Source organism: Nocardia amikacinitolerans NBRC 108937 (genome assembly GCF_001612615.1).
In the GTDB taxonomy this organism is placed as follows: domain Bacteria; phylum Actinomycetota; class Actinomycetes; order Mycobacteriales; family Mycobacteriaceae; genus Nocardia; species Nocardia amikacinitolerans.
In genome coordinates this window covers 234,274-253,034 of sequence record NZ_BDAU01000011.1, presented here as the reverse complement: position 1 = coordinate 253,034, position 18,761 = coordinate 234,274, and the positions used below count along the sequence as shown (strand labels likewise).

Below are 18,761 nucleotides of genomic sequence, written 5' to 3'. Positions count from 1 at the left end.
CATACGTTTCAGCATCAGGAGGATCGTCGATGACCACCAGGAAGCGCATTCTGATCACCGGCGCAAGCAGCGGCCTCGGCGAGGAGATGGCCCGCGCCTTCGCCGCGAAAGGACGCGATCTCGCGCTGTGCGCGCGCCGCGGGGAGCGCCTGCGTCGGCTGCACGACGATTTGCTCGCCGCGCATCCCCGCATCCGGGTGAGCGTGCGCGAGCTCGACGTCAACGACCACGACGCGGTCTTCGAGGTGTTCAACGCCTTTCACGACGACCTCGACGGCCTGGACCGGGTGATCGTCAACGCCGGGCTCGGCAAGGGCCAGCCGATCGGCACCGGCCGCTTCCACGCCAACCGGCAGACCGCAGAGACGAATTTCGTCGCGGCGCTGGCGCAATGCGAGGCCGCCGTGGAGATCTTTCGCCGTCAGCGGTCCGGTCATCTCGTCGTCGTCTCCTCGATCAGCGCGATGCGGGGCCTGCCGCGCAATCTCACCACCTACGCCGCCAGCAAGGCCGGTGTCGCGGCGCTGGCCGAGGGAATCCGCGCCGAACTGCTCGACACCCCGATCGCGGTCACCACCTTGTACCCGGCCTACATCGAATCGGAGATGACCGCCGCCGCGGGCCGCACGCCGCTGATGGTCTCGACGCGAAAAGGCGTGCGGGCCATGGTCAAAGCCATCGAGGCCGAACGCGTCCAGTCCAAAGTTCCCGCGTGGCCCGGCTTGCCGCTGGCAGCCGCCATGCGCGTGCTGCCGCTGCGCCTCGTCGCCAAGGTCAGCTGAGCACTTCCGCGGCGACGAGTACGAGTGCGGCGCTGATCAGCGACGAGATGGCGCTGGCAACCCTGGGCCAAGCCCTGGACATCATCCACGCCTTGCCGTCTCGGTGAAGCAGCCGCTCGGAACCAGTTGGCGGGCAGGCGGATATGCGGCGAGACTGTGCCGGTGGATCTTTCGAACGCGTCCCATGAGTGGAATCGGCACGGTTTCGCCGTCCTGCCCGGATATCTGCCCGAAGACGTCTTGACGCCCGCGGTCGCCGAGCTGGCGTCCATGTTCCCTTCGGCGCACGGATTCCATGACGGCAGCGACCCGCGCCGCGACCGCTTCGTCGGCGACGAGTTCGCCGGCATCGACAGTTTTCCCTTCACCGGCACCGAGGTCGCCCTGTTGGCGGTGCACGATTTGCTCATCGATCTAGCCGAGGAACTGCTGGGCAGCAACGACTTACGCCTCTACACCGCCGAGGCGTGGGCGAAGTACACCGGTGCGGCGGACTACGACCAGCATCTGCACCGCGACTACCTCAACCACACCGTGCTGGTGCCGAGCAGCGCCCCCGCCTTCAAGCAGGTCGAGATGTTCGTCTTCCTCGACGACGTCCCCGAGGAGCTGGGCCCTCCACATCTCGTTTCGCGAACTCACACAAGCGATATCGACGCCACGCCGAACTGGTTTCCGGATGGGGAGTCCGGACGAGACCCGGCCGCGAGGTTCCGTGGGCCGGGCCGACCGGACCTGTACGAACGTGAGATCTCCGCCGCCGGTCCCGCCGGCACGGTGGTGGCGTTCGAGCTGGGCACCTTCCACCGCGGCACCGGTATGGCGCGGCCGGGCGGCGCACGCTTTTCGATGCATCTTGGCTACCGCCGCGCCGACAACGAGTGGGGCCAGCGCTACGGATGGGCGCTGCGCAGTCACGAACCCGCCTGGTATCGGTTCGTCGAACGCGCCACCCCGCGCCAGCTCCAACTCTTCGGGTTCCCGCCGCCCGGCCATGCTTTCTGGACCGACGAAACTCTGGGGGGCATGGCGTTGCGCTACCCCGAACTCGACCTGTCACCCTGGCTCGACCGATCGTGATCGGAGTCGGGTCGGGTGGACGTTCGAGCGATACACGGGATGGCTGGCCCGAACGATCGTCGACGCACTGTGCCGGTGAGAGCCTGGCGTCGCGTTTCTGTCGTAGCGGCGGTGTAGGTTCCGGCGCGTGGCATTGAACTGGAAGCTCGTCGTCGACAGCAAGAACGCGCCCGCCCTCGCGGACTTCTGGGCCGCGGCGCTGGGGTACGAGGTGGAAGACCCGAGCCCGCTCATCGAGCAGCTGCTCGCGGCGGGTCATCTCGGCGAGGACGCGGTGGCCGAGCACGGGGGTCGCAAGATCTTCCGTGGGCTGGCCGGGATCCGGCATCCGGAGGATCCGTTCGATCCGCTCAGCGGTGTCGGGCGGGGCAGGCGTCTGCTGTTCCAGGACGTCCCCGAGGAGAAGTCCGGCAAGAACCGCCTGCATATCGACGTGCACGGCGAGTCGGGCGACCTCGAGGGTCTGGTGGCTCGGCTGGAAGGGCTCGGCGCGACCCGCGTGCGCGAGTTCGACAACGGACCCGCCGGGCACTGGTGGGTCATGCGGGATCCCGAAGGCAACGAGTTCTGCGCAGCGTAGACCCGATCCCACCAAGGTGGCGATGCGTTCACCCCTTGGGGAAGCGACCTCAACTCTCGGGGCACTGACAACGGCGGCGGATCCGGCGGACAGTTGGACACGTAACCGCCAGCGAACCGGAGCCTCCGATGTCGATCCCCAGCACAGTCGCCACCTCGGCGGGTCGTCGTGCCACGGTCTCGACCCGAGACGGTGTGCGACTCGCCCTTCGCGAATACGGCCCGCGAGACGCGGAGCTCACCGTCGTGCTCCTGCACGGACATTGCCTGCGCACCGCGTCCTGGGCCTACGTCCGTGACGCGCTGATGCGCAGGTATCCGGGCGGCAGGCTCGTCTGCTACGACCACCGTGGCCACGGCGAGTCCGCCGTCGCCTCGCGCCAGACCTACAACCTCGAGCAGCTCGGTCACGACCTGCGCGATGTGCTCGACGCCGTCGCACCCACCGGGCCGGTCGTGCTGGTCGGTCACTCCATGGGTGGCATGACCGCGCTGACCTACGCCAGCCTGTACCCGCACGAGATCGGCACTCGCGTCGTCGGCGCCGCGCTCATCGCGACCGCGGCCAGCGGACTCGCCGACGCCGGCTTCGGCCGTCTGCTGCGCAATCCGGTCATCTCCCTGTTCCAGGCCGCCGTCCGGCGCGCGCCGAGCCTGATGCACCACGCGAAGCTCATGGCCTGCAAGGTCTTCGCCCCTCTCATCCGCACCGCCGAGTTCGGCGATCGCAAGGTCAGCCCCCGGGTGCTGACCCTCGCCAACGCGATGCACAATCAGACTTCGGTCGTGACGATGGCGAGCTTCCTGAGCGCCTTCATGGCCTACGACCAGACCGACGCGCTCGCCGTCCTGTCGAAGATCCCGACGCTGGTGCTGTGCGGCTCGGCCGACCTGATGACGCCGCCCTCGCACTCCGTCGCGATGGCCGCCACCATCGAATACTCGGACCTGGTGATGGTCGAGGGCGCGGGCCACTCCGTGATCCTCGAGCAGCCGCGCCACGTCGCCGACGCGCTCGCCCGCCTACTGGAGCGAGCGGGCGGCACCCCGTCGGACGAGGATCCCGACCTCGCTTTCGCCGCCTAGCCCCGCGCTCGGCTCACCCGAAACTCGGCTGTCCGCGGAGGAATCGCCGCCGCGCCGCGAACGGCGAAGCGTCTGGCTACGGTCGGCTTCCCGAATTCCCTTCGGCGACTTTCCGGACGCGCACGCGCTGCGGTGCGACGGTCTGGCCGTCCGGGGTGGTGAAGCGCAGTGTCGGCAGTGGACGTCCGGAGTCGGTGTCGACCAGGACCGAGTGCGGCTCGTCGGGGGAGAAGGCGTGCCGCTGGCCCCATTGCCGGAGGCTGACGATCAGATCGAACAGGTCCCGCCCCTCGGCGGTGAGGACGTACTCCTCGAATCTGCTTCCGTCGGCCGCGGGTTCGACGCGCAGCACGCCCGCGTCGACGAGATTTCGTAGACGGGCGCTGAGGATGTTCTTCGCGATGCCGAGATTGCGCTGGAATTGCCCGAAGCGCCGAACGCCGTCGAAAGCATCGCGGACGATCAACAGGGACCATCGGTCGCCGACCAGATCCAGCGTGCGCGCGACGGGGCACTCCGGATCCGTCCAATCCTTCGCCTGCGGCTTGCCCATGCACTCTCCCTCGGTGGACTCACCTCCATGGTTGCACATCGAAACCATTACGTCCATGATGGTTGCAAATCGAAACCATGACGCTTTGGTGTGTCACAGAGGGGAGAGGTCGGTATGGGCATATCGGTCGAGAAGGCTTCGGCCGCTGCGGAATCCGACGGAATCGACAGTCGACTATCGGTGTTGCTGGCGCTGGCCTGCGGGATCTCGGTGGCGAACGTGTACTACGCCCAGCCGCTGCTTGACGGCATAGGCGCCGATCTCGGCATCGACTCCGGGCAACTGGGCCTGGTGACCACGCTCACCCAGGCGGGGTACCTGCTCGGCCTTGTGCTACTCGTTCCGCTCGGCGATCTGCTCGATCGGCGCAGGCTGATCACTGTGCTCGCGGCGGTCGCGAGCGCCGGGTCGGTGGTGATCGCGGTCTCGGGCCGTGCGGTTGTCTTCCTCGCCGCCTGCGCGCTGGTCGGGCTGGTCTCGGTGGTCGTTCAGGTCGTCGTCGCGTATGCCGCGGTGCTCAGTGCGCCCGCGCGGCGCGGCGCGGTCGTGGGTACGGTGACGAGCGGGGTGGTGATCGGCATCCTGCTGGCGCGTACCGTTTCCGGACTCGTCGCCGAGGTGGCGGGCTGGCGCGCGGTGTTCGCGGTCTCCGCGGTGCTGATGCTGACGCTGACTTTCGCCCTTGCACGCGCGCTGCCTTCGGATACGGCTGCGCGACAAAGGATTTCTTACGGCGACCTGATCACCTCGGTGGTCCGGCTGACCATCCGAGAGCCGGTCTTCCGAGCCAGGAGCCTGATCGCCTTGTTCATGTTCGCCGCGTTCGGTGCGGTGTGGGGCTCGATGGCGCTGCCGCTGGCCGCGACGCCGTGGCGGCTGTCCGAAGCGGAGATCGGTCTGTTCGGGATCGTCGGCGCGGCGGGCGCTGTCGGCGCAGCGCGCGCCGGGCGGTGGGCGGATCGCGGTCTCGGGCAGTGGATCAGCGCTGGGTCGCTGGCGGTGCTGGCCCTGTCCTGGCTGTTCATCTGGGGCGCGCCGCACTCGTTGCTGCTGCTGGCCGTCGGAGTCGCCGCGCTCGACTTCGCGGGGCAAGCCTTGCACGTGACCAATCAGAACCTGATCGTCGCCATCGATCCGGCCGCGAGCAGCAGGCTGATCGGCAGCTACATGGTCTTCTACTCGCTCGGCACCGGTGGTGGAGCCATCGCCGCCACCGCGCTGTACAGCGCGACCGGGTGGGGCGCGGTCTGCCTGCTCGGGGTGATTCTGTCCGGCCTGGCCGCGCTGGTGTGGATCGTCGACCGGTGGCGGCGTGAGCCGACAACCGATCCGCTCACCTCTCGGGCAGCAGCGTGCCAAGGGGGCCGAGGTCGATGTTCAGGTCCTCGGGTGTGAGACCGAAGTGTTCGCGCAGTTCGTCCATGCGCTGTTCGAGCAGCATGAGGGTGGTGCCGATGCGTTCGATCTGCGCCTCGCTCAGGTCGCCGTCGTCCACGCGGCGCAGCGCCTGGCGCTCCATCAGCTGCCGCAGCAGCTCCACCAGGGTGAGCACGAGCGTGACGAGTCCGCGTTCGACGGATTCGGGGTCGGCGTCGATACGCGGTGAGATGCCGTCGAATTCAGTCATCCTTGGCCGGTTCCAGTGCGGTCCGCGCCACGGGCGAGAGCGGGTTGGCGGAGATGGTGCTGACGGAGGAGATCAGGGCGCGCAGCGAGATCTGGACCATGTCGACGTCCGCGATGGACAGCCTGATGTCGCCGGTGACGACGACGCCACCCGCGAGCACCCGATCCAGCAGATCGATGAGCGCGACACGTCGCTCGCTGTCGGTGCGCGTCATCGCGCCTCCCGTTCCGCACCGGCGAACGAGTACGGTGGCCACGGACCGGTGAGCTCGAGCCGGATGCCCGGGAACTGCTTGCCGAGATCCTCGACCGCCGCGGCGAATTCGTCGGCGCGGTCGTCGTCGACGAGGTAGGTGCCGTTGAGCACCATCCAGTCCCGGCGGCCGTCCAGCACCGGATCGGTCAGCGGCTGACGCCGACCGGCTGCGGCCTGCCGGACGAGGCGCTCGTGGATCCGGTCGGCGCGCTCGGCCGCGTCGCGTTCCACGGTTTCCCGCGCGGACAACTGGGCGCGGCGCCGAAGCAGATAGGCCGTGCCAGAGCCGGCTCCTTCGGACCCGGCCAGCTCGGCCTCGGCGACCGCGGCCGTGAGCGCGGCCCGGTCCCCATAGGCTTTGACGCCCCATTCGGTCCGCCCCCTGATCAGGGCAAGCGCGGACTCGAAGGCCGTGCGGCGCTCGTCGAGCATGCCGCGCACTCGGTCGTCGTCGAGGAAGACGACGGCCAAGCGCAGCGGGACGGCCGCGCCCCGCCCCGCCACCGCGGAGACGACGGCGTCGTGGGCCCGAGCCGTCGCCTCCAGCCATGTGAGATCCTCCAGATTCCGGCGCAGCGGCTCGTCGCCGAAGACCGCGAGCGGCACCGATCCCACCACTGCCGCGAGATCGCCGGAGACCACCGTGCGCACCGGCTCCCCGGCAACGCCGGTCAGCTCACCCAGGTCTGCCCGGAGGTCGGCGGCGCTGGTCACCGCGTACAGCCAGACTCCGTCGGCGTCAGTCACGGTCGCGCTCTTCCTCCCGTTCGCGTGCGCGCTCGATGGGCTTGCGGCCGATGTCCTTTCGCGACTCCAGTTCCGCGATCCGATCGCGCAGCTTCTGGTTCTCGAGTTCGAGATCGTGATCCTGCCGTTCGAGGGCGCGTGCCTTGCTGTTGAGCCAGGGATCGGTTTCCCACCAGTCGATGCCCACCGCCTTGGCGGTTTCCAGCGACGCGACCACCAGCCGCAGCTTGATCGTGAGCAGTTCGATGTCGAGCAGATTGACCTGAATGTCGCCCGCGATGACCAAGCCCTTGTCCAGGACCCGCTCGAGGATGTCGCCGAGGTTCGTCGACCGGTTGCCGCCGCCGTAGGGCTCCGGCATCGATGATCCGCTGTTCACGACGGTCATGGCGCACCCCTCGCGCCGATATCGGTGCTGCCGCGGCTGTAACGCCGGGTTCTGCGGTAGGCCACCAGATTCCCGTCCACATCGAGCTCCACCTCGTAGAGCGCGAGCATGTCCGACGACGAGGGGATGCGACGGTCCTCGAGCACCTCGACCTCCACCAGCCAGCCGTCCTCGATGGGCTCGGCCGAGGTCGCCCCCTCGGCCTGCTTCGAGGTCAGCTCGGCCAGCTCCGCGATCGCCGCCGCGGCCGCCTGCGCGGCGGTCCGGCACTGCGCTCGGCCACCGCCGTCGTCGGCCTCGTCGTCCGCTCTCCGGGCGCTCACTCGGATCACTCCCTTCCGGTCAGCCGGTGCCGCCCGGGCGCATCATCCGGTCGAGGACGGCCTGCTGGGCCTGCCTGTGCTCTTCCTCCGAGAGTTGGCCGGCCGCCGCGGCCTCGTCGATCGCCTCGAGCTCACGCCGGATGGTCGCCGGATCGTTCAGCTGCCGTTCGACTTCGTCCTGGATGACCTGACCGAGCCAGATCACGCCGCGAACCGGCGCGAGCGGCAACGTGACGATCGCCGAGATCAAACCCACCGGTCAGCCCTCCGGTGCGCGCTTCATCACGAAGTCGTAGGCCGCCATCGGACCGAGCAGCGACAAGGTCACGCGGTCGTCCCACTCGTCGGCGAGCTGGGCCAGCGCGTCCTCCAGGTCGCCCTGCCTGGACACCTCCACCAGGATCGCGACGTGCACGGCGTCCTGCTCGTGGGTCGGGGGCCGCTGGTTGACGAGAGGCTCCAGCTCGTTCAGCGCGTCGAGCACCCGCTGGGTGTCCTGGGCGCGCTTCGCTTCGATGCCCTGGTTGATGATCTCGCCGAGCGCCATCCTGGCGTCCCGCGTGGCATCCGCCGACTTGTCGCGGATCGCGTCGCGCAAACGAGCCGCCTCGGCGTTCTCGTCGAGCAGTTCCCGCAGGATCGTCTTCTCGACGTAGCGACCCTTGACCACGAACTGCGCGCGACCCTCCAATTCCTCCAGCGCTGCGCGGAATTCGTCCTGATGGGCCTCGAGCAGTTCCTTCTCCACCGCTTCCGTGGTGGACATGACGGCGCCGAACCGCAGCGGCAGCACCGGGACCACGGCGGCCGAGCCGTCCAGCAGCTCCGCGTGCGCGGTCATGTCGGCGGGGGTGCCGAGCGGGCGGTCGGTCGTGATCTCGCTGACCAACGCGCCGATCTCCCCGTGGCGCACCACGGTGACGCCGTGATCGCCGACACCGGAGGCCTGCTCCTCGGGTTCCACATCCGCGGGCACGATGCCGTAGACGTACACCGCGGTACGCCCGGCGCTTTCCTTCTCCCGCGCTTCGGTCGCTTGTTCGGTGGACATCAATCCTCCCTACGTTTCGTCGACCGGCTCTGCTTCTCGCGCCGCGCCTCGATGTCGTCCATGAAGTTCAGGACTTTCTCGCCTGCGGCCTCGAGCGCGCCCTGGGTCTTGTGCTTGGCTCCGCCGCTGGCGACCTCACCGACCAGGTCCGGCAGGCCCTTCGGTTCGGTGTCGGAGATCTCCAGTCGATTGACGGCCTCGGCGAATCGCAGATACGTGTCGACGCTGGCCACCACGACTCGGGCGTCGATGGTCACCAGTTCGATACCGACCAGCGACACGCGCACGAACGCGTCGATGACCAGCCCTTTGTCCAGAATCGTGTCGATGACGTCGGCCAAGCCCGAAGAGTTCGGTCGAGCCGCTACGCCCCCGCCACCCGCGGGTTCGATAGTCATGCTTCTTGCCTCCTGCGCGCGGTCGATCGGCGTTCCGGGGCGCCGCGCCTGCTCCCTGATGTGGTGCGACGACTCGCCGCTGGAGTGCGACGTCGCGCCGCGGGCCGACGGGCGGGCCGCTCGTCTTCCTCGGACTCTTCGTCTTCCTCGGACTCCTCGTCTTCGTCGGCCTCGTCGCGTTCTTCGTCTTCGTCCTCGTCGGGTTCCTCGTCCTCGTCGGGTTCTTCGTCTTCGTCTGTCTCTTCGGCTTCGTCCGCCTCTTCGTCCTCGGCTTCCTCGGGTTCCTCGCCTTCGTCGGCCTCGTCGCGTTCCTCGTCCTCGTGTTCTTCCTGCTCCTCACGACGGGCGGTCTCGTCGTCCTTGACCACCTTCTTGTCGCGGATTTCGCCGTGCCAGCCCACGATGTCGTCGGGGTGCAGCACGCTTTCGGTCATGACGTGACGCTGGAAATGCTTGAGCTCGAGCCGAACCCGGCGACCGGCCGCACGCCAGAGGTTGGCGGTCTTCTCGAAGAGCCCTGCGGGGTGGTACTCGAGGACCACCATGATCCGCGTCAGGTCGGGGGTGAGTTCGTGGAAGGTCACCGCGCCGTCGATATAGCCTTTGTGGCCCTTGGAGCGCCACACGATCCGCTCGAACGGCACCTGCTCGACGATGGTGGAATTCCAGGTCCGCTTGGACCAGAAGACCTTGCCGGACCATTCGAGCTTCTCGTCGGAGACCTGCTCGACCTGCTGGACCTTCTTCATGAACTTCGGGAAGTCCGCGAACTGGGTCCACTGGTCGTAGGCGAGGTCGATCGGGACACCGACATCGATGTGCTCGACGATATTGGTCAACTTGAGCTTCTTGCCGCCGCTGCCCTTGCCGCCTCCGGTCAGGGATTCCTTGACGTCCTGGAACTTCTCCGTGGCGGAACTCTTCAGCTTGTCCATGCCCGCGCTCATCGCCGCGGACATCGGTGACTTGCCTTCGGCGAGCTTCTCGACCCCGGTCAACGCCGACAGCAGGTTGCCGCCGCCGCCCTCCGCCACCTGGGTGAGGCGATCGGCTGTTCCGGCTACCCGGTCGGCGACGCGGGTGAGAGCACGCTCGGCGAGGGTTCCCGTGAGATTCCGCAACGAGTCCTGCAACTGTTGCTGCGGCGTACCGGGCCCGGCCGCCTTCTTGGCCCGGCTCGCGGCATCGGTCGCGGTCTCACCGAGCTTGCGGGTGACGTCTTCGAGAGCTTTCGTCATCGCCCTCACCTCCTCGTGCGACGCACCGGCGCGCTGTCCGCGCTGTCGGCACGCGCTCTACGCCGTGCGGCGCCCGTCGGCTTACTTTCTCCCGAACCGGACGATTTGGCCGGTGTCCGCTTGGAGCCTGCCCCCGTGGCCCGACGACGGGTGGGCGTCCGCGAGCGGGTGGACGACGACCTCTTGCCCTTCTCCGGCTCGGCCTCCTCCTCGTCTTCGTCCTCCTGGTCTTCCTCGGCGGATTCGTAGTCCTCTTCGGCGTAGTGGTCCGCGTCTTCGGGGCGCTCGTCCTCGGCGGTGTCTTCCTCCGCCTCCTGCGGCTGGCCGCCCGCTTGGAGGCGGGCGTTCAACGCATCGATGCGGTTGCTCGCGGCGCTGACGGCCGCGGCTCGCGCGGCGTCCATCAACTCGCCGCGAATCGTGTCGGTGATCTTGGTCAGTTCCTTCGACGAGCCGAGCACCGACGCTCCGCGTTGCAGCAGGGCCTGCGGGCCCCCCGCCTGCCTGCTCAATCCCGCACCCGCCAGCGCCAACGCCAGCCGCATTTTGCGCGTGCGTCCCAGCACGTATCCGATCCCCACCCCCGCCGCCAACCTCGCTCCACCCTTCATGGTCACTCCTGGTTTGCCATTCGCTCGATATCAGCGCGTGTGCGAAACGGAGCCCGGTTATAGCCTCGGCGGTTCAGAGGTGGGTCAGATCACATCACGCCCCTAGGCTTCGACGCTACGCCGAATACGAGGCGGGTGTAACCGCGTTCTTCCTGCGAAAAGCCGGACAATCCCGATATGTGAAACGCACGACCACGCGCGAGGGGCGATTGGCCGACGATGCGGGTGCGCGAGCGAACGATCGAATGCCGCGGATGAGCTGTGAGATAGCCAGATGCCTTTCGGCTACGGCACGGCGGCCGTGTCGCGGCGAAAGAGTTGCGAACGAGCGGAATTCACCGCTGCCGAGGGCACTGGAACGCTGCGGTGCGCGGCCGCATCGACGGCAGTTCGCACCACCGACTCATGGGACGAGCAGGACGGCGGCGCCGATCAGCACGTCGACCACCGCGCAGAACTCCGCGAACGAGCGCGCCACGGCGCGATTGGCGCGGTGATGCGCGAAGTCCCAGAGTCCGTGGCCGATCCGACGGGTCGCGACCCATATCGCCGCGAACCTGTCCGCCGATCTGTCCACGGCCGCGCTCGCCGCACGGGAGGGCTCCAGCGCGCGACACCTCACGCGGTTGTTCGTCCAGCATGTCGGGCTTACGCCGGGTCGGTACGTGCGCCGAGCCCGGCTCGAGGCGGCGGCGCAGTTGCTGGCGAGTACCGGCGTGCCGATCGCCGCGGTGGCGGCGCGCTGCGGTTTCGGCTCGGCCGAGACGCTGCGGCAGTCCTTCGTGCAGCGCTACGGCGTGCCGCCCGCGCACTATCGCGCGACCGCGGTCAGGAGCAGGCGGGCCGAGCGGATCACCGGCTGATCCGGCGGCGAGTTACGTACCGGCGCAGCTTGTTTCGGTTTGCCACGGCACGCGATCATGATCGATTTCACCAAGTCCCGACGGACGAAACCGCTTTCGCGCAAGCCGTAGCCGCGCGATTGCGACACCCCGCGAAAACGCCGATACGCGAAAGGAAACAAGAAATCACGTTTTCATCACGGGACTTCTGGGTACTACAACGATATGACTACACGGAACGACCGAGCTCGCCGAATAATCGGCATCGAGCGCGGTACGGCCGTGCTGTGCGCCCTCATCGCCACGGCCCTGGCCTGCGGCGTCGCGATCTTGACGGGTTCATTGACCTGGGCGCTCGCCGCGGGCGCGTCGATCTGCGCGGGAATGGCGGTGAGCTTGCCGACGATAACTCGACAAGCGCCGCCAGCGCAGACAATTCGCGATTTTTGATCGCAATCTCCATATTCCCGTCATCAATTCGCAAAACACCCCGCGATCGTGTTCGCGGCCAACGACTGTCAGCCGCGCGACCCGCAAGGACCGGGAGCGGTACACCGAACCATCGCCGCGCGGCGGCACAAAGCGCCGCCGATTCCGGGACAGCTGGTTTCGCGAGGAGGAAGCACACAGGGAGCGGATCCGGTCGACTCCTTTGAAGGCCGACGCGCCGAGCGGTAGCGAACCGCGCGGCGTGGAGACAGCGGGCGGTCTCGGCTGATTGGATCGGTGCGTGACAGTCGAGGGTTTTCAGTTGATCGGGCAGCGGCCGATGGTCGAGGCGATGCCGGCCTGGGCGCCGCACTTCCCACAGTTCGATCTCGTTTTCGGGTATTCGGATCTCGGGCACACGTTCCTGGTGAACAGCCAGTCGGGGGAGTGCGCGGTGCTGCATCCCTATCGCGCGGCCGCGAAGGGATACGGCGCGTTCGCCGATCCCGCCGAGTTCGCGGACCGGGTGCTGCGCGAGCAGGGGTTCGCCGACCACGTGCTGCGCACCGAGCACGTGGCGCGGATTCGCGACCTGCTCGGGCCGCTCGCGCCGGAGCAGGTCTACATCGCGACGCCCTACCCGTTCCTCGGCGGCAGCGAGGCGCCCGACACCTACGACACCGGCGAGCTGTGGACGTTCCTGGAGCTCGTCGCGCAAGCTCAGCAACTTCGGTAGCGGGGGGCATTCCGACCGGTCCGTACTCGTGACATGATGGGAACATGTGTTCGAATTGCGGCGCGGCCGGGTCGGGTGGTCGACGGTGAGCGAGGATGGCTGGTCGGCGGTCCGGCGCCTGCCGCGACCGCGTCCCGTGTTGGTCGATCCGAAGCGGATCTGGCTGCTGCCGAACCGGCCGGGACCGCAGCGTCCATCGCTGGGCGTCGCGTCGAACAGCCTGGACCCGAGGTTCCAAGAACCGTGGGTCCAGGCGACCCAGTACGGCTGGGTGCGGCTGCACCTCGGCCACTATGTCGCCTGGTACGCCGAGGTCGCGGTCGACTACCGAACCCGCAACAAGCTCACCGAGACGACCCTGCGGCACTGGGTGCCCTGGGATGCGGTGCGGTTGCCATCGCCCGACAAGAAGCGCTGACGCTCATCGCATCGAACCCGGGCTACGTCCCCGCATCCGCTGCGCGGTCCGGGTCGGATGAGCCTGGTCGGCGAACGCGGCGATTTTCGATAGGTGAGGACGAACGGCACCCGGGGTGGCCGGCGGCCACGATGTCGCGACCTTGCTTGCTGACGGTGTTGCCGATTCCGCGCCCGGAGGTTGCTGACGTTGGGCGGTTGTGGAGCGGAAGCTGGGGCGCGAGTGGTGATCTGCTGCTGCTCACTGTCGGATCCCTGGCCAATTGTGGATCAGGAGAGTTCGCGGGGGCGTGACCCGAGCCCGAGACCGACTTCGAGGTGATGCGTCCACCAGCGTGCGTGCGCGCTCGGATCTGTCGCCGAGGCTCCCGTCAGACCAGCGCTACGCCGAAAGTCGGGGCCGTACAACACGTCGAGCGCCATCGCTTGATGAAGGGCCGCGACTGCGTGTCGAGTCTCATCGATGGAGCTCCCACGCGGTCGCAACCGATGTAGGGCGTCGACGATCGGATCCAACATCCCACTACCTTGGTCGCGCCATCCTGCAGCGTGAAGGGCCACCGCAAGGTCGGCATAGCCGCGCTGATAGAAGCGCTGGAGGGAGCCGATGAGCTCGTTGAGCTCTGCGGCGTCAGCGATCCATGCGGAGACGACCTCTTCAAGGCCCGTTCGGAGTTGGCGACCGCCGTGTCGGAGAAGTTCGGTGAGCAGCGTCTCCCGATTTCCGAAGTGATGCGTTACGCCGGCATCGGTCATCCCGATTCGGGCAGCCACAGCGCGAACCTGCACCGCCGAAGGGCCTCCCTCGGCGAGTAGCGCCGCGGCAGCCTCGAGGATCAGCTGGCGCGCATCTTCGGGACGCCTTCGCACTCTTGGCCCGCTCACGGCACCACTCTACCTTGACCGATCAAGTTAGCAGGACTAGCGTCACCTTGATATCCCAAGGTAAAGGGGCCGGGATGACACACACAGACATCGCTCTCGATGACGTCACGTTGCGCGCCACCGTCACGGGCAACGGGCCCACCGTTCTATTGCTCCACGCGGGCGGAGAGCATCGCGGTGTATGGGCGCCTGTCGCGGAGCGACTCGACGAGCGTGGTTACCGCGCGGTGGCAGTCGACCTCCGCGGTCATGGCGACAGTTCTGGCACAGCGACCATGCTTCGGCCCATCGCCAACGACGTCACCGAGCTGATTCGTCGTGATTCGCCACCCGTCGTGGTCGTAGGAGCATCCCTCGGCGGCTTTGCCGCCATCGCAGCGCTCGCTGAACCTGCGACGCGGTCACAGGTCGTCGGCCTGGTGCTCGTGGACGTCGTTCCCGACCCAGACCCGCGTCGGGTGCGGACCTGGCTTCGCCAACAGGAGCTCGGCAATCGCTTCGTCGATCTCACCGAAGACATCCTTGCGGCCGGGCCCGACTTGCTCGCCACGATCGGCGCGCTGGATCTTCCCATCCTGCTCGTGCGTGGTGGCTGCTCTCCGCTCGAGGACGCCGACATACATCGTCTCCACGCGGCAAACCGACGAGTCACGACAATTCGAGTCGCCTCAGCCGGCCACCTCGTCGCCCAAGAGGCCCCGGCGGAGCTCGCAAGGATCATCGCAGCGCACGCCGACGCCTGTCTGGACGACGACGCCGTTCGCCAAGCCTTCGAACTCCAGCGGACGCTGGGGGTCGAAAGCATCAGGCACCCCGGCGGGGAATCTGCTCGACCGCCTGCCCCGCGTGCACGCCCTTACCGCTGACTGTGGTCGACGATTGGCTCACCGGCGGCGTGATCTACGCAGCCCGTCGTCGGCTTCGCCGTGCCAGCCGAGAAACGTTGTCGGACAATGCCTTCTAGATCGATGCGAAACGAATCGGTCATGTCGATCCAACGCGGTTGGCAATCGCGGCTTATGGGGACCACCGCTCCCGGATCGGTCGTCAGCCCACGCCGGACAGGGATAGGCGGCGTCGTCAAAGTTGTTGTGGCTGACGAACATCGGCACCGAGATGAACCGGCTGACCCTGGACATCGTGGCGCGCACCATGTTCGGCACCGACCTGTCCGGCCCCATCTCCCAGATCCGGCTGACGAACCTGCTGAAGTTCTTCGGCGTCGGCTTCGCCACCAACATCAGCAGGCCGCTGCGCGCGCTGTCGACGTTTGTTGTCCGGTGCACGACACCCGAGGAGCGGCGCGCCGGTTCACGCATTCCCCTCCGCGCCATGCGTTATCTGACCTGGCTGACCGCACCGCACATCATGCTCGAGCTACGCCGAATCGAGCGGGCGGTGGACACCCTCGTCGCCGATCACCGCGGCGGCCGCATCGCGCGCAAGGACAATCTGCTCGGCCTGCTGATGCAGGCGCGCGACCCGGAAACCGGACACGCATACAGCGACACCGAGATCCACGACGAGCTGATGACCTTCATCGGCGCCGGGATGGAGACCTCGGCGACCGCGCTGACCTGGACCTGGAAACTACTCGCCGAGCATCCCGAGGTCCGCGACAGAATGCGCGAGGAACTGCGCGCCGTACTCGGCGAGCGCACGCCCGAGGCCGCCGATGTGGACAAGCTGGTGTGGACCAAAGCCGTTCTCGCCGAATCGATGCGGCTGTACCCGCCGATCATCGGCCTGACCCGGGTCGCCAAGGGACCGGACGTGCTGGCCGGTTATCGGATCGAGCCGGGCACAACGGTGGTGATCAGCCTGCACGGCGTGCACCACAACGCGTCGGTCTGGCCCGACCCCGAGCGCTTCGACCCGTCGCGGCACCTGCCGGAGAACCTGACCACCGAACGCAGGCACGGATCGCTGGCCTTCAGTGCGGGCAAACGCATCTGCATCGCGCAGAACTTCGCGACGATGGAAATGGTGCTGTCACTCGCGGTTCTGGCGCAGCGCATGGATCTGGACCTGGCGACCGAGGAACCGATCCGGCGGGCGCTGTCGTTCACCGGCGGGCCGGACGGACCGGTGCCGATGACGGCGACACCGCGCACCTGAACTCAGACGCGCAGACCGGTGAAGGGCGCGACCGGGATATTGCGCAGCACCAGCCAGCCGAGCACCAAGGCGAGGGTGATGTGCGGGGCGGTGCGGTACTGATACCAGCGCACCGAGTCGCGGCCGCGGACACGGTCGCGCGTCCAGAAGACGAACGTGCCGACCAGCGCGAGCAACGCGAGCAGGCCGAGGGCGTTGTAGTGCAGCGCCGCGGGCAGATCGCCGTGCAGCAGCGAATACAGCATGCGGGAACTGCCGCAGCCGGGACAGTTGATGCCGAACAGCGCCTTGGACGGACAAACCGGGATGACACCGCCTGGCGTGGTGGGATCGGCCCACAGCACGGCGGCACAGACCAGTGCGCCCGCACCGGCGACCGCGACGGGCGCGGCCAGCCGGTGCGAGACGGAGACCGGCGTGCTCACACCCCGGAGGCTCCGATGAGCGCGATGTTGGCGACGAGGGCGATCACGAAGACGATCACGCCGCACACCGCGGAGATCATCGTCCACTTCTTGGCGTCCTCGGCGGCACGGTAGGCCTCGGCGGCCTGCCCCTGCGCCCACAGGCTGTTGACGTTGGCCGCCTTCATGATCGCGACGATGCCGAACGGGAGGCAGCAGAACACGGTCGCCAGGATCGCCCACACCATGTTGTTCTCCGGCGGCGTTCCCGGGTTGTAGCCGGGGCCGTAACCGGGAGCGGCCGGGTAGCCCGGGGCGGGCGGATAGCCGCCGGCGGCCGGATAACCCGGCGCCGCGGGGTAGCCGGGCGCGGCAGGGTAACCCGGAGCTCCGGGATACCCCGGCGCGGCAGGGTAGCCGGGCTGCTGCGCGTAGGGGTCGCTCGCCGGTTGCGGCTGCTGCTGGGCGTACGGGTCGGACTGCTTGTACGGGTCGAAGCCGGGCTGGGGCGGGGGGTACGTCATCAATTCCTCACTTGTCGTCGACGCTCGGCGAGCGCGGGCCTGATTTCGGTGGAACTCCGAGCGCGCCCCCCGAACGACCTTGACAGTCTGTCGACCAGGTCTCCGGCAGTGTAGTGGGTCGAATCCGCCCGTTCCTGTCGGCCGTCCGCGGCGGTTCCACCCGCCGACAGCGGGTTTCGGCCCCGGCGGGCACGGGTTTGCCGCACGCTGATCGCTAACCCGAGGCGCCGCGATCGCGCACGCCACGCCGCGTCGCGCACGGACTCGCGGCGCGGGGGCGAAGCGCGGCACCGGCGACGAGTGGTAGGAAAGGGGACGTGTCCGTCAACGACGAAGGCTCCGGTCCGAACAGCAGATCTCGCGCGGTGGACGAGGTCGTCGAGTTGGTCAGTCGCCTGATCAGGTTCGACACCTCGAACACCGGCGATCTGGCCACCACGAAGGGTGAGCGCGAATGCGCCCAGTGGGTGGCCGATCAACTGCACCAGGTCGGATACACCACCGAGTACGTGGAATCCGGTGCGCCGTGCCGCGGCAACGTCTTCGCGCGGCTGAAGGGCGCCGATTCCAGCAGGGGCGCGCTGCTGATGCACGGGCATCTGGACGTGGTGCCCGCCGAGGCGTCGGACTGGAGCGTGCACCCGTTCTCCGGCGCGGTGCGCGACGGCTACGTCTGGGGTCGCGGCGCCATCGACATGAAGGACATGGTCGGCATGATGCTGGCAGTGGCCCGCCAGTTCAAGGTCGACGGCACGGTGCCGCCGCGCGACATCGTCTTCGCCTTCCTCGCCGACGAGGAGAACGGCGGCAAGTGGGGCTCGCACTGGTTGGTGGACAACCGCCCCGACCTGTTCGACGGCGTCACCGAGGCGGTGGGGGAGGTCGGCGGCTTCTCGCTGACGGTGCCGCGCCGCGACGGCGGTGAGCGCAGGCTCTACCTGGTCGAGACCGCCGAGAAGGGGCTGGGCTGGACGCGCCTGCGCGCCAAGGCCCGCGCCGGACACGGCTCGTTCCTGCACGAGGACAACGCGGTCACCATCCTGGCCGACGCGGTGGCTCGCCTCGGCAAACACACCTTCCCGCTAGTGCTTTCGGATTCGGTGACCGAGTTCCTCGCCGCGGTCTCGGAGGAGACCGGCATCCCCTTCGACCCGGAGAGCCCGGACATCGAGGGACAACTAGCCAAGCTGGGCACCATCTCCCGCATCATCGGCGCGACCCTGCGCGACACCGCCAATCCCACCATGCTGCAGGCCGGTTACAAGGCCAACGTCATTCCGCAGACCGCGGAGGCGGTGGTGGACTGCCGGGTGGTGCCGGGCCGCCAAGCCGCCTTCGAACGCGAGGTGGACGAGCTGATCGGCCCCGATGTCGAACGCGAGTGGATCACCAAACTCGACTCCTACGAGACCACTTTCGACGGGCACTTGGTCGACGCTATGAACGACGCGATCCTGGCCAACGACCCGCAGGGCCGCACGGTGCCCTACATGCTGTCCGGCGGCACGGACGCGAAAGCCTTCGCCCGCCTGGGAATTCGCTGTTTCGGTTTCGCACCGCTGCGGCTGCCGCCGGAACTGGACTTCAGCGCCCTGTTCCACGGCGTGGACGAACGTGTTCCGGTGGACGCCCTCGAGTTCGGCACCCGCGTACTGGAACACTTCCTGTTGCACAGCTGATCCGCACAC

26 protein-coding genes are annotated in these 18,761 nt (G+C 67.9%); 11 read left to right on the top strand and 15 right to left on the bottom strand.

Annotated elements, in window-relative coordinates:
- Positions 1 to 29 precede the first annotated feature (29 nt).
- The 4 genes from NAM01S_RS11385 (at position 30) to NAM01S_RS11370 (ending at position 3,527) form a co-directional block, all read left to right on the top strand.
- On the top strand, positions 30 to 782 hold the full coding sequence (locus NAM01S_RS11385) for an SDR family oxidoreductase (RefSeq protein WP_067783527.1): 753 nt from the start codon (positions 30 to 32) through the stop codon (positions 780 to 782).
- Positions 783 to 944: 162 nt separating this feature from the next.
- Positions 945 to 1,862 carry a phytanoyl-CoA dioxygenase family protein gene (locus NAM01S_RS11380; RefSeq protein ID WP_067783524.1) on the top strand — a complete coding sequence of 306 codons (918 nt, stop codon included), beginning with the start codon at positions 945 to 947 and terminating at the stop codon, positions 1,860 to 1,862.
- Positions 1,863 to 1,989: 127 nt separating this feature from the next.
- Positions 1,990 to 2,442: a VOC family protein gene (locus tag NAM01S_RS11375; protein WP_067783521.1), complete on the top strand. Its 453-nt coding sequence runs from the start codon at positions 1,990 to 1,992 to the stop codon at positions 2,440 to 2,442.
- Positions 2,443 to 2,570: 128 nt separating this feature from the next.
- The gene (locus tag NAM01S_RS11370; RefSeq protein WP_067783518.1) at positions 2,571 to 3,527 is read left to right on the top strand and encodes an alpha/beta fold hydrolase; all 957 of its coding nucleotides are present in this window, start codon (positions 2,571 to 2,573) and stop codon (positions 3,525 to 3,527) included.
- Positions 3,528 to 3,603: 76 nt separating this feature from the next.
- Here the strand turns inward: NAM01S_RS11370 and NAM01S_RS11365 are convergent, their stop codons facing one another.
- Complete coding sequence (locus tag NAM01S_RS11365; RefSeq protein WP_067783963.1) at positions 3,604 to 4,080, bottom strand: winged helix-turn-helix transcriptional regulator; 477 nt, start codon at positions 4,078 to 4,080, stop codon at positions 3,604 to 3,606.
- 114 nt (positions 4,081 to 4,194) lie between these two features.
- On the opposite strand from NAM01S_RS11365, the gene NAM01S_RS11360 reads away from it, so the two are divergent.
- A complete protein-coding gene (locus tag NAM01S_RS11360) occupies positions 4,195 to 5,475 on the top strand; it encodes an MFS transporter (protein ID WP_067783515.1) in 1,281 nt (426 codons plus the stop codon).
- Here NAM01S_RS11360 and NAM01S_RS11355 read toward each other — a convergent pair.
- The 11 genes from NAM01S_RS11355 to NAM01S_RS34960 all read right to left on the bottom strand — a co-directional run bounded on the left by NAM01S_RS11355 (position 5,414) and on the right by NAM01S_RS34960 (position 11,295).
- Positions 5,414 to 5,707, bottom strand: a complete 294-nt coding sequence (locus tag NAM01S_RS11355) for a gas vesicle protein K (RefSeq protein WP_067783512.1) — start codon at positions 5,705 to 5,707, stop codon at positions 5,414 to 5,416. The genes NAM01S_RS11360 and NAM01S_RS11355 overlap by 62 nt on opposite strands.
- A complete protein-coding gene (locus NAM01S_RS11350) occupies positions 5,700 to 5,921 on the bottom strand; it encodes a gas vesicle protein (RefSeq protein ID WP_067783509.1) in 222 nt (73 codons plus the stop codon). The genes NAM01S_RS11355 and NAM01S_RS11350 overlap by 8 nt, the downstream gene beginning before the upstream one ends.
- Positions 5,918 to 6,709, bottom strand: a complete 792-nt coding sequence (locus tag NAM01S_RS11345) for a GvpL/GvpF family gas vesicle protein (protein WP_067783506.1) — start codon at positions 6,707 to 6,709, stop codon at positions 5,918 to 5,920. The genes NAM01S_RS11350 and NAM01S_RS11345 overlap by 4 nt, the downstream gene beginning before the upstream one ends.
- Positions 6,702 to 7,097 (bottom strand): gas vesicle protein GvpJ, encoded by a 396-nt coding sequence (gene gvpJ / locus NAM01S_RS11340; RefSeq protein ID WP_067783503.1) that lies wholly within the window; start codon positions 7,095 to 7,097, stop codon positions 6,702 to 6,704. Before gvpJ (NAM01S_RS11340) ends, NAM01S_RS11345 begins: the two co-directional genes overlap by 8 nt.
- On the bottom strand, positions 7,094 to 7,420 hold the full coding sequence (gvpO, locus tag NAM01S_RS11335) for a gas vesicle protein GvpO (protein ID WP_067783500.1): 327 nt from the start codon (positions 7,418 to 7,420) through the stop codon (positions 7,094 to 7,096). Before gvpO ends, gvpJ (NAM01S_RS11340) begins: the two co-directional genes overlap by 4 nt.
- Before the next feature lie 19 nt (positions 7,421 to 7,439).
- Complete coding sequence (locus NAM01S_RS11330; protein WP_067783497.1) at positions 7,440 to 7,676, bottom strand: gas vesicle protein GvpG; 237 nt, start codon at positions 7,674 to 7,676, stop codon at positions 7,440 to 7,442.
- Between the two features lie 3 nt (positions 7,677 to 7,679).
- Entirely contained in the window at positions 7,680 to 8,471 is a 792-nt protein-coding gene (locus tag NAM01S_RS11325) for a GvpL/GvpF family gas vesicle protein (RefSeq protein ID WP_067783494.1), read from the bottom strand.
- Positions 8,471 to 8,869 carry a gas vesicle protein GvpJ gene (gene gvpJ, locus NAM01S_RS11320; protein ID WP_067783491.1) on the bottom strand — a complete coding sequence of 133 codons (399 nt, stop codon included), beginning with the start codon at positions 8,867 to 8,869 and terminating at the stop codon, positions 8,471 to 8,473. The genes NAM01S_RS11325 and gvpJ (NAM01S_RS11320) overlap by 1 nt, the downstream gene beginning before the upstream one ends.
- Positions 8,866 to 10,107 (bottom strand): SRPBCC family protein, encoded by a 1,242-nt coding sequence (locus NAM01S_RS11315; protein WP_067783488.1) that lies wholly within the window; start codon positions 10,105 to 10,107, stop codon positions 8,866 to 8,868. Before NAM01S_RS11315 ends, gvpJ (NAM01S_RS11320) begins: the two co-directional genes overlap by 4 nt.
- A 5-nt stretch (positions 10,108 to 10,112) precedes the next feature.
- Positions 10,113 to 10,718: a hypothetical protein gene (locus NAM01S_RS11310; RefSeq protein WP_067783961.1), complete on the bottom strand. Its 606-nt coding sequence runs from the start codon at positions 10,716 to 10,718 to the stop codon at positions 10,113 to 10,115.
- Positions 10,719 to 11,121: 403 nt separating this feature from the next.
- Complete coding sequence (locus tag NAM01S_RS34960; RefSeq protein WP_157107700.1) at positions 11,122 to 11,295, bottom strand: hypothetical protein; 174 nt, start codon at positions 11,293 to 11,295, stop codon at positions 11,122 to 11,124.
- Between NAM01S_RS34960 and NAM01S_RS33950 the strand changes: the two genes are divergently transcribed.
- From NAM01S_RS33950 to NAM01S_RS11295, 3 genes are all read left to right on the top strand, one after another.
- Positions 11,243 to 11,581 (top strand): helix-turn-helix domain-containing protein, encoded by a 339-nt coding sequence (locus NAM01S_RS33950; RefSeq protein WP_084482843.1) that lies wholly within the window; start codon positions 11,243 to 11,245, stop codon positions 11,579 to 11,581. The genes NAM01S_RS34960 and NAM01S_RS33950 overlap by 53 nt on opposite strands.
- A 709-nt stretch (positions 11,582 to 12,290) precedes the next feature.
- Positions 12,291 to 12,725: a T6SS immunity protein Tdi1 domain-containing protein gene (locus tag NAM01S_RS11300; RefSeq protein ID WP_218018383.1), complete on the top strand. Its 435-nt coding sequence runs from the start codon at positions 12,291 to 12,293 to the stop codon at positions 12,723 to 12,725.
- An 85-nt stretch (positions 12,726 to 12,810) separates the two neighbouring features.
- Positions 12,811 to 13,143: a hypothetical protein gene (locus tag NAM01S_RS11295; RefSeq protein WP_169810837.1), complete on the top strand. Its 333-nt coding sequence runs from the start codon at positions 12,811 to 12,813 to the stop codon at positions 13,141 to 13,143.
- Between the two features lie 269 nt (positions 13,144 to 13,412).
- Here NAM01S_RS11295 and NAM01S_RS37255 read toward each other — a convergent pair whose 3' ends face one another.
- On the bottom strand, positions 13,413 to 13,931 hold the full coding sequence (locus NAM01S_RS37255; RefSeq protein ID WP_373862662.1) for a TetR/AcrR family transcriptional regulator: 519 nt from the start codon (positions 13,929 to 13,931) through the stop codon (positions 13,413 to 13,415).
- Between the two features lie 170 nt (positions 13,932 to 14,101).
- On the opposite strand from NAM01S_RS37255, the gene NAM01S_RS33940 reads away from it, so the two are divergent.
- Complete coding sequence (locus NAM01S_RS33940) at positions 14,102 to 14,893, top strand: alpha/beta fold hydrolase (RefSeq protein ID WP_084482878.1); 792 nt, start codon at positions 14,102 to 14,104, stop codon at positions 14,891 to 14,893.
- A 220-nt stretch (positions 14,894 to 15,113) separates the two neighbouring features.
- The gene (locus tag NAM01S_RS11280; protein WP_067783474.1) at positions 15,114 to 16,145 is read left to right on the top strand and encodes a cytochrome P450; all 1,032 of its coding nucleotides are present in this window, start codon (positions 15,114 to 15,116) and stop codon (positions 16,143 to 16,145) included.
- A 2-nt stretch (positions 16,146 to 16,147) separates the two neighbouring features.
- Here the strand turns inward: NAM01S_RS11280 and NAM01S_RS11275 are convergent, their stop codons facing one another.
- Both NAM01S_RS11275 and NAM01S_RS11270 read right to left on the bottom strand, forming a co-directional pair.
- Positions 16,148 to 16,570, bottom strand: coding sequence for a DUF2752 domain-containing protein (locus tag NAM01S_RS11275; RefSeq protein ID WP_067783471.1), 423 nt, complete (start codon positions 16,568 to 16,570; stop codon positions 16,148 to 16,150).
- Positions 16,567 to 17,073, bottom strand: coding sequence for a CD225/dispanin family protein (locus NAM01S_RS11270; protein ID WP_084482839.1), 507 nt, complete (start codon positions 17,071 to 17,073; stop codon positions 16,567 to 16,569). Before NAM01S_RS11270 ends, NAM01S_RS11275 begins: the two co-directional genes overlap by 4 nt.
- Positions 17,074 to 17,390: 317 nt before the next feature.
- On the opposite strand from NAM01S_RS11270, the gene NAM01S_RS11265 reads away from it, so the two are divergent.
- Positions 17,391 to 18,752, top strand: coding sequence for a M20/M25/M40 family metallo-hydrolase (locus tag NAM01S_RS11265; RefSeq protein ID WP_084482837.1), 1,362 nt, complete (start codon positions 17,391 to 17,393; stop codon positions 18,750 to 18,752).
- Positions 18,753 to 18,761: the final 9 nt, after the last annotated feature.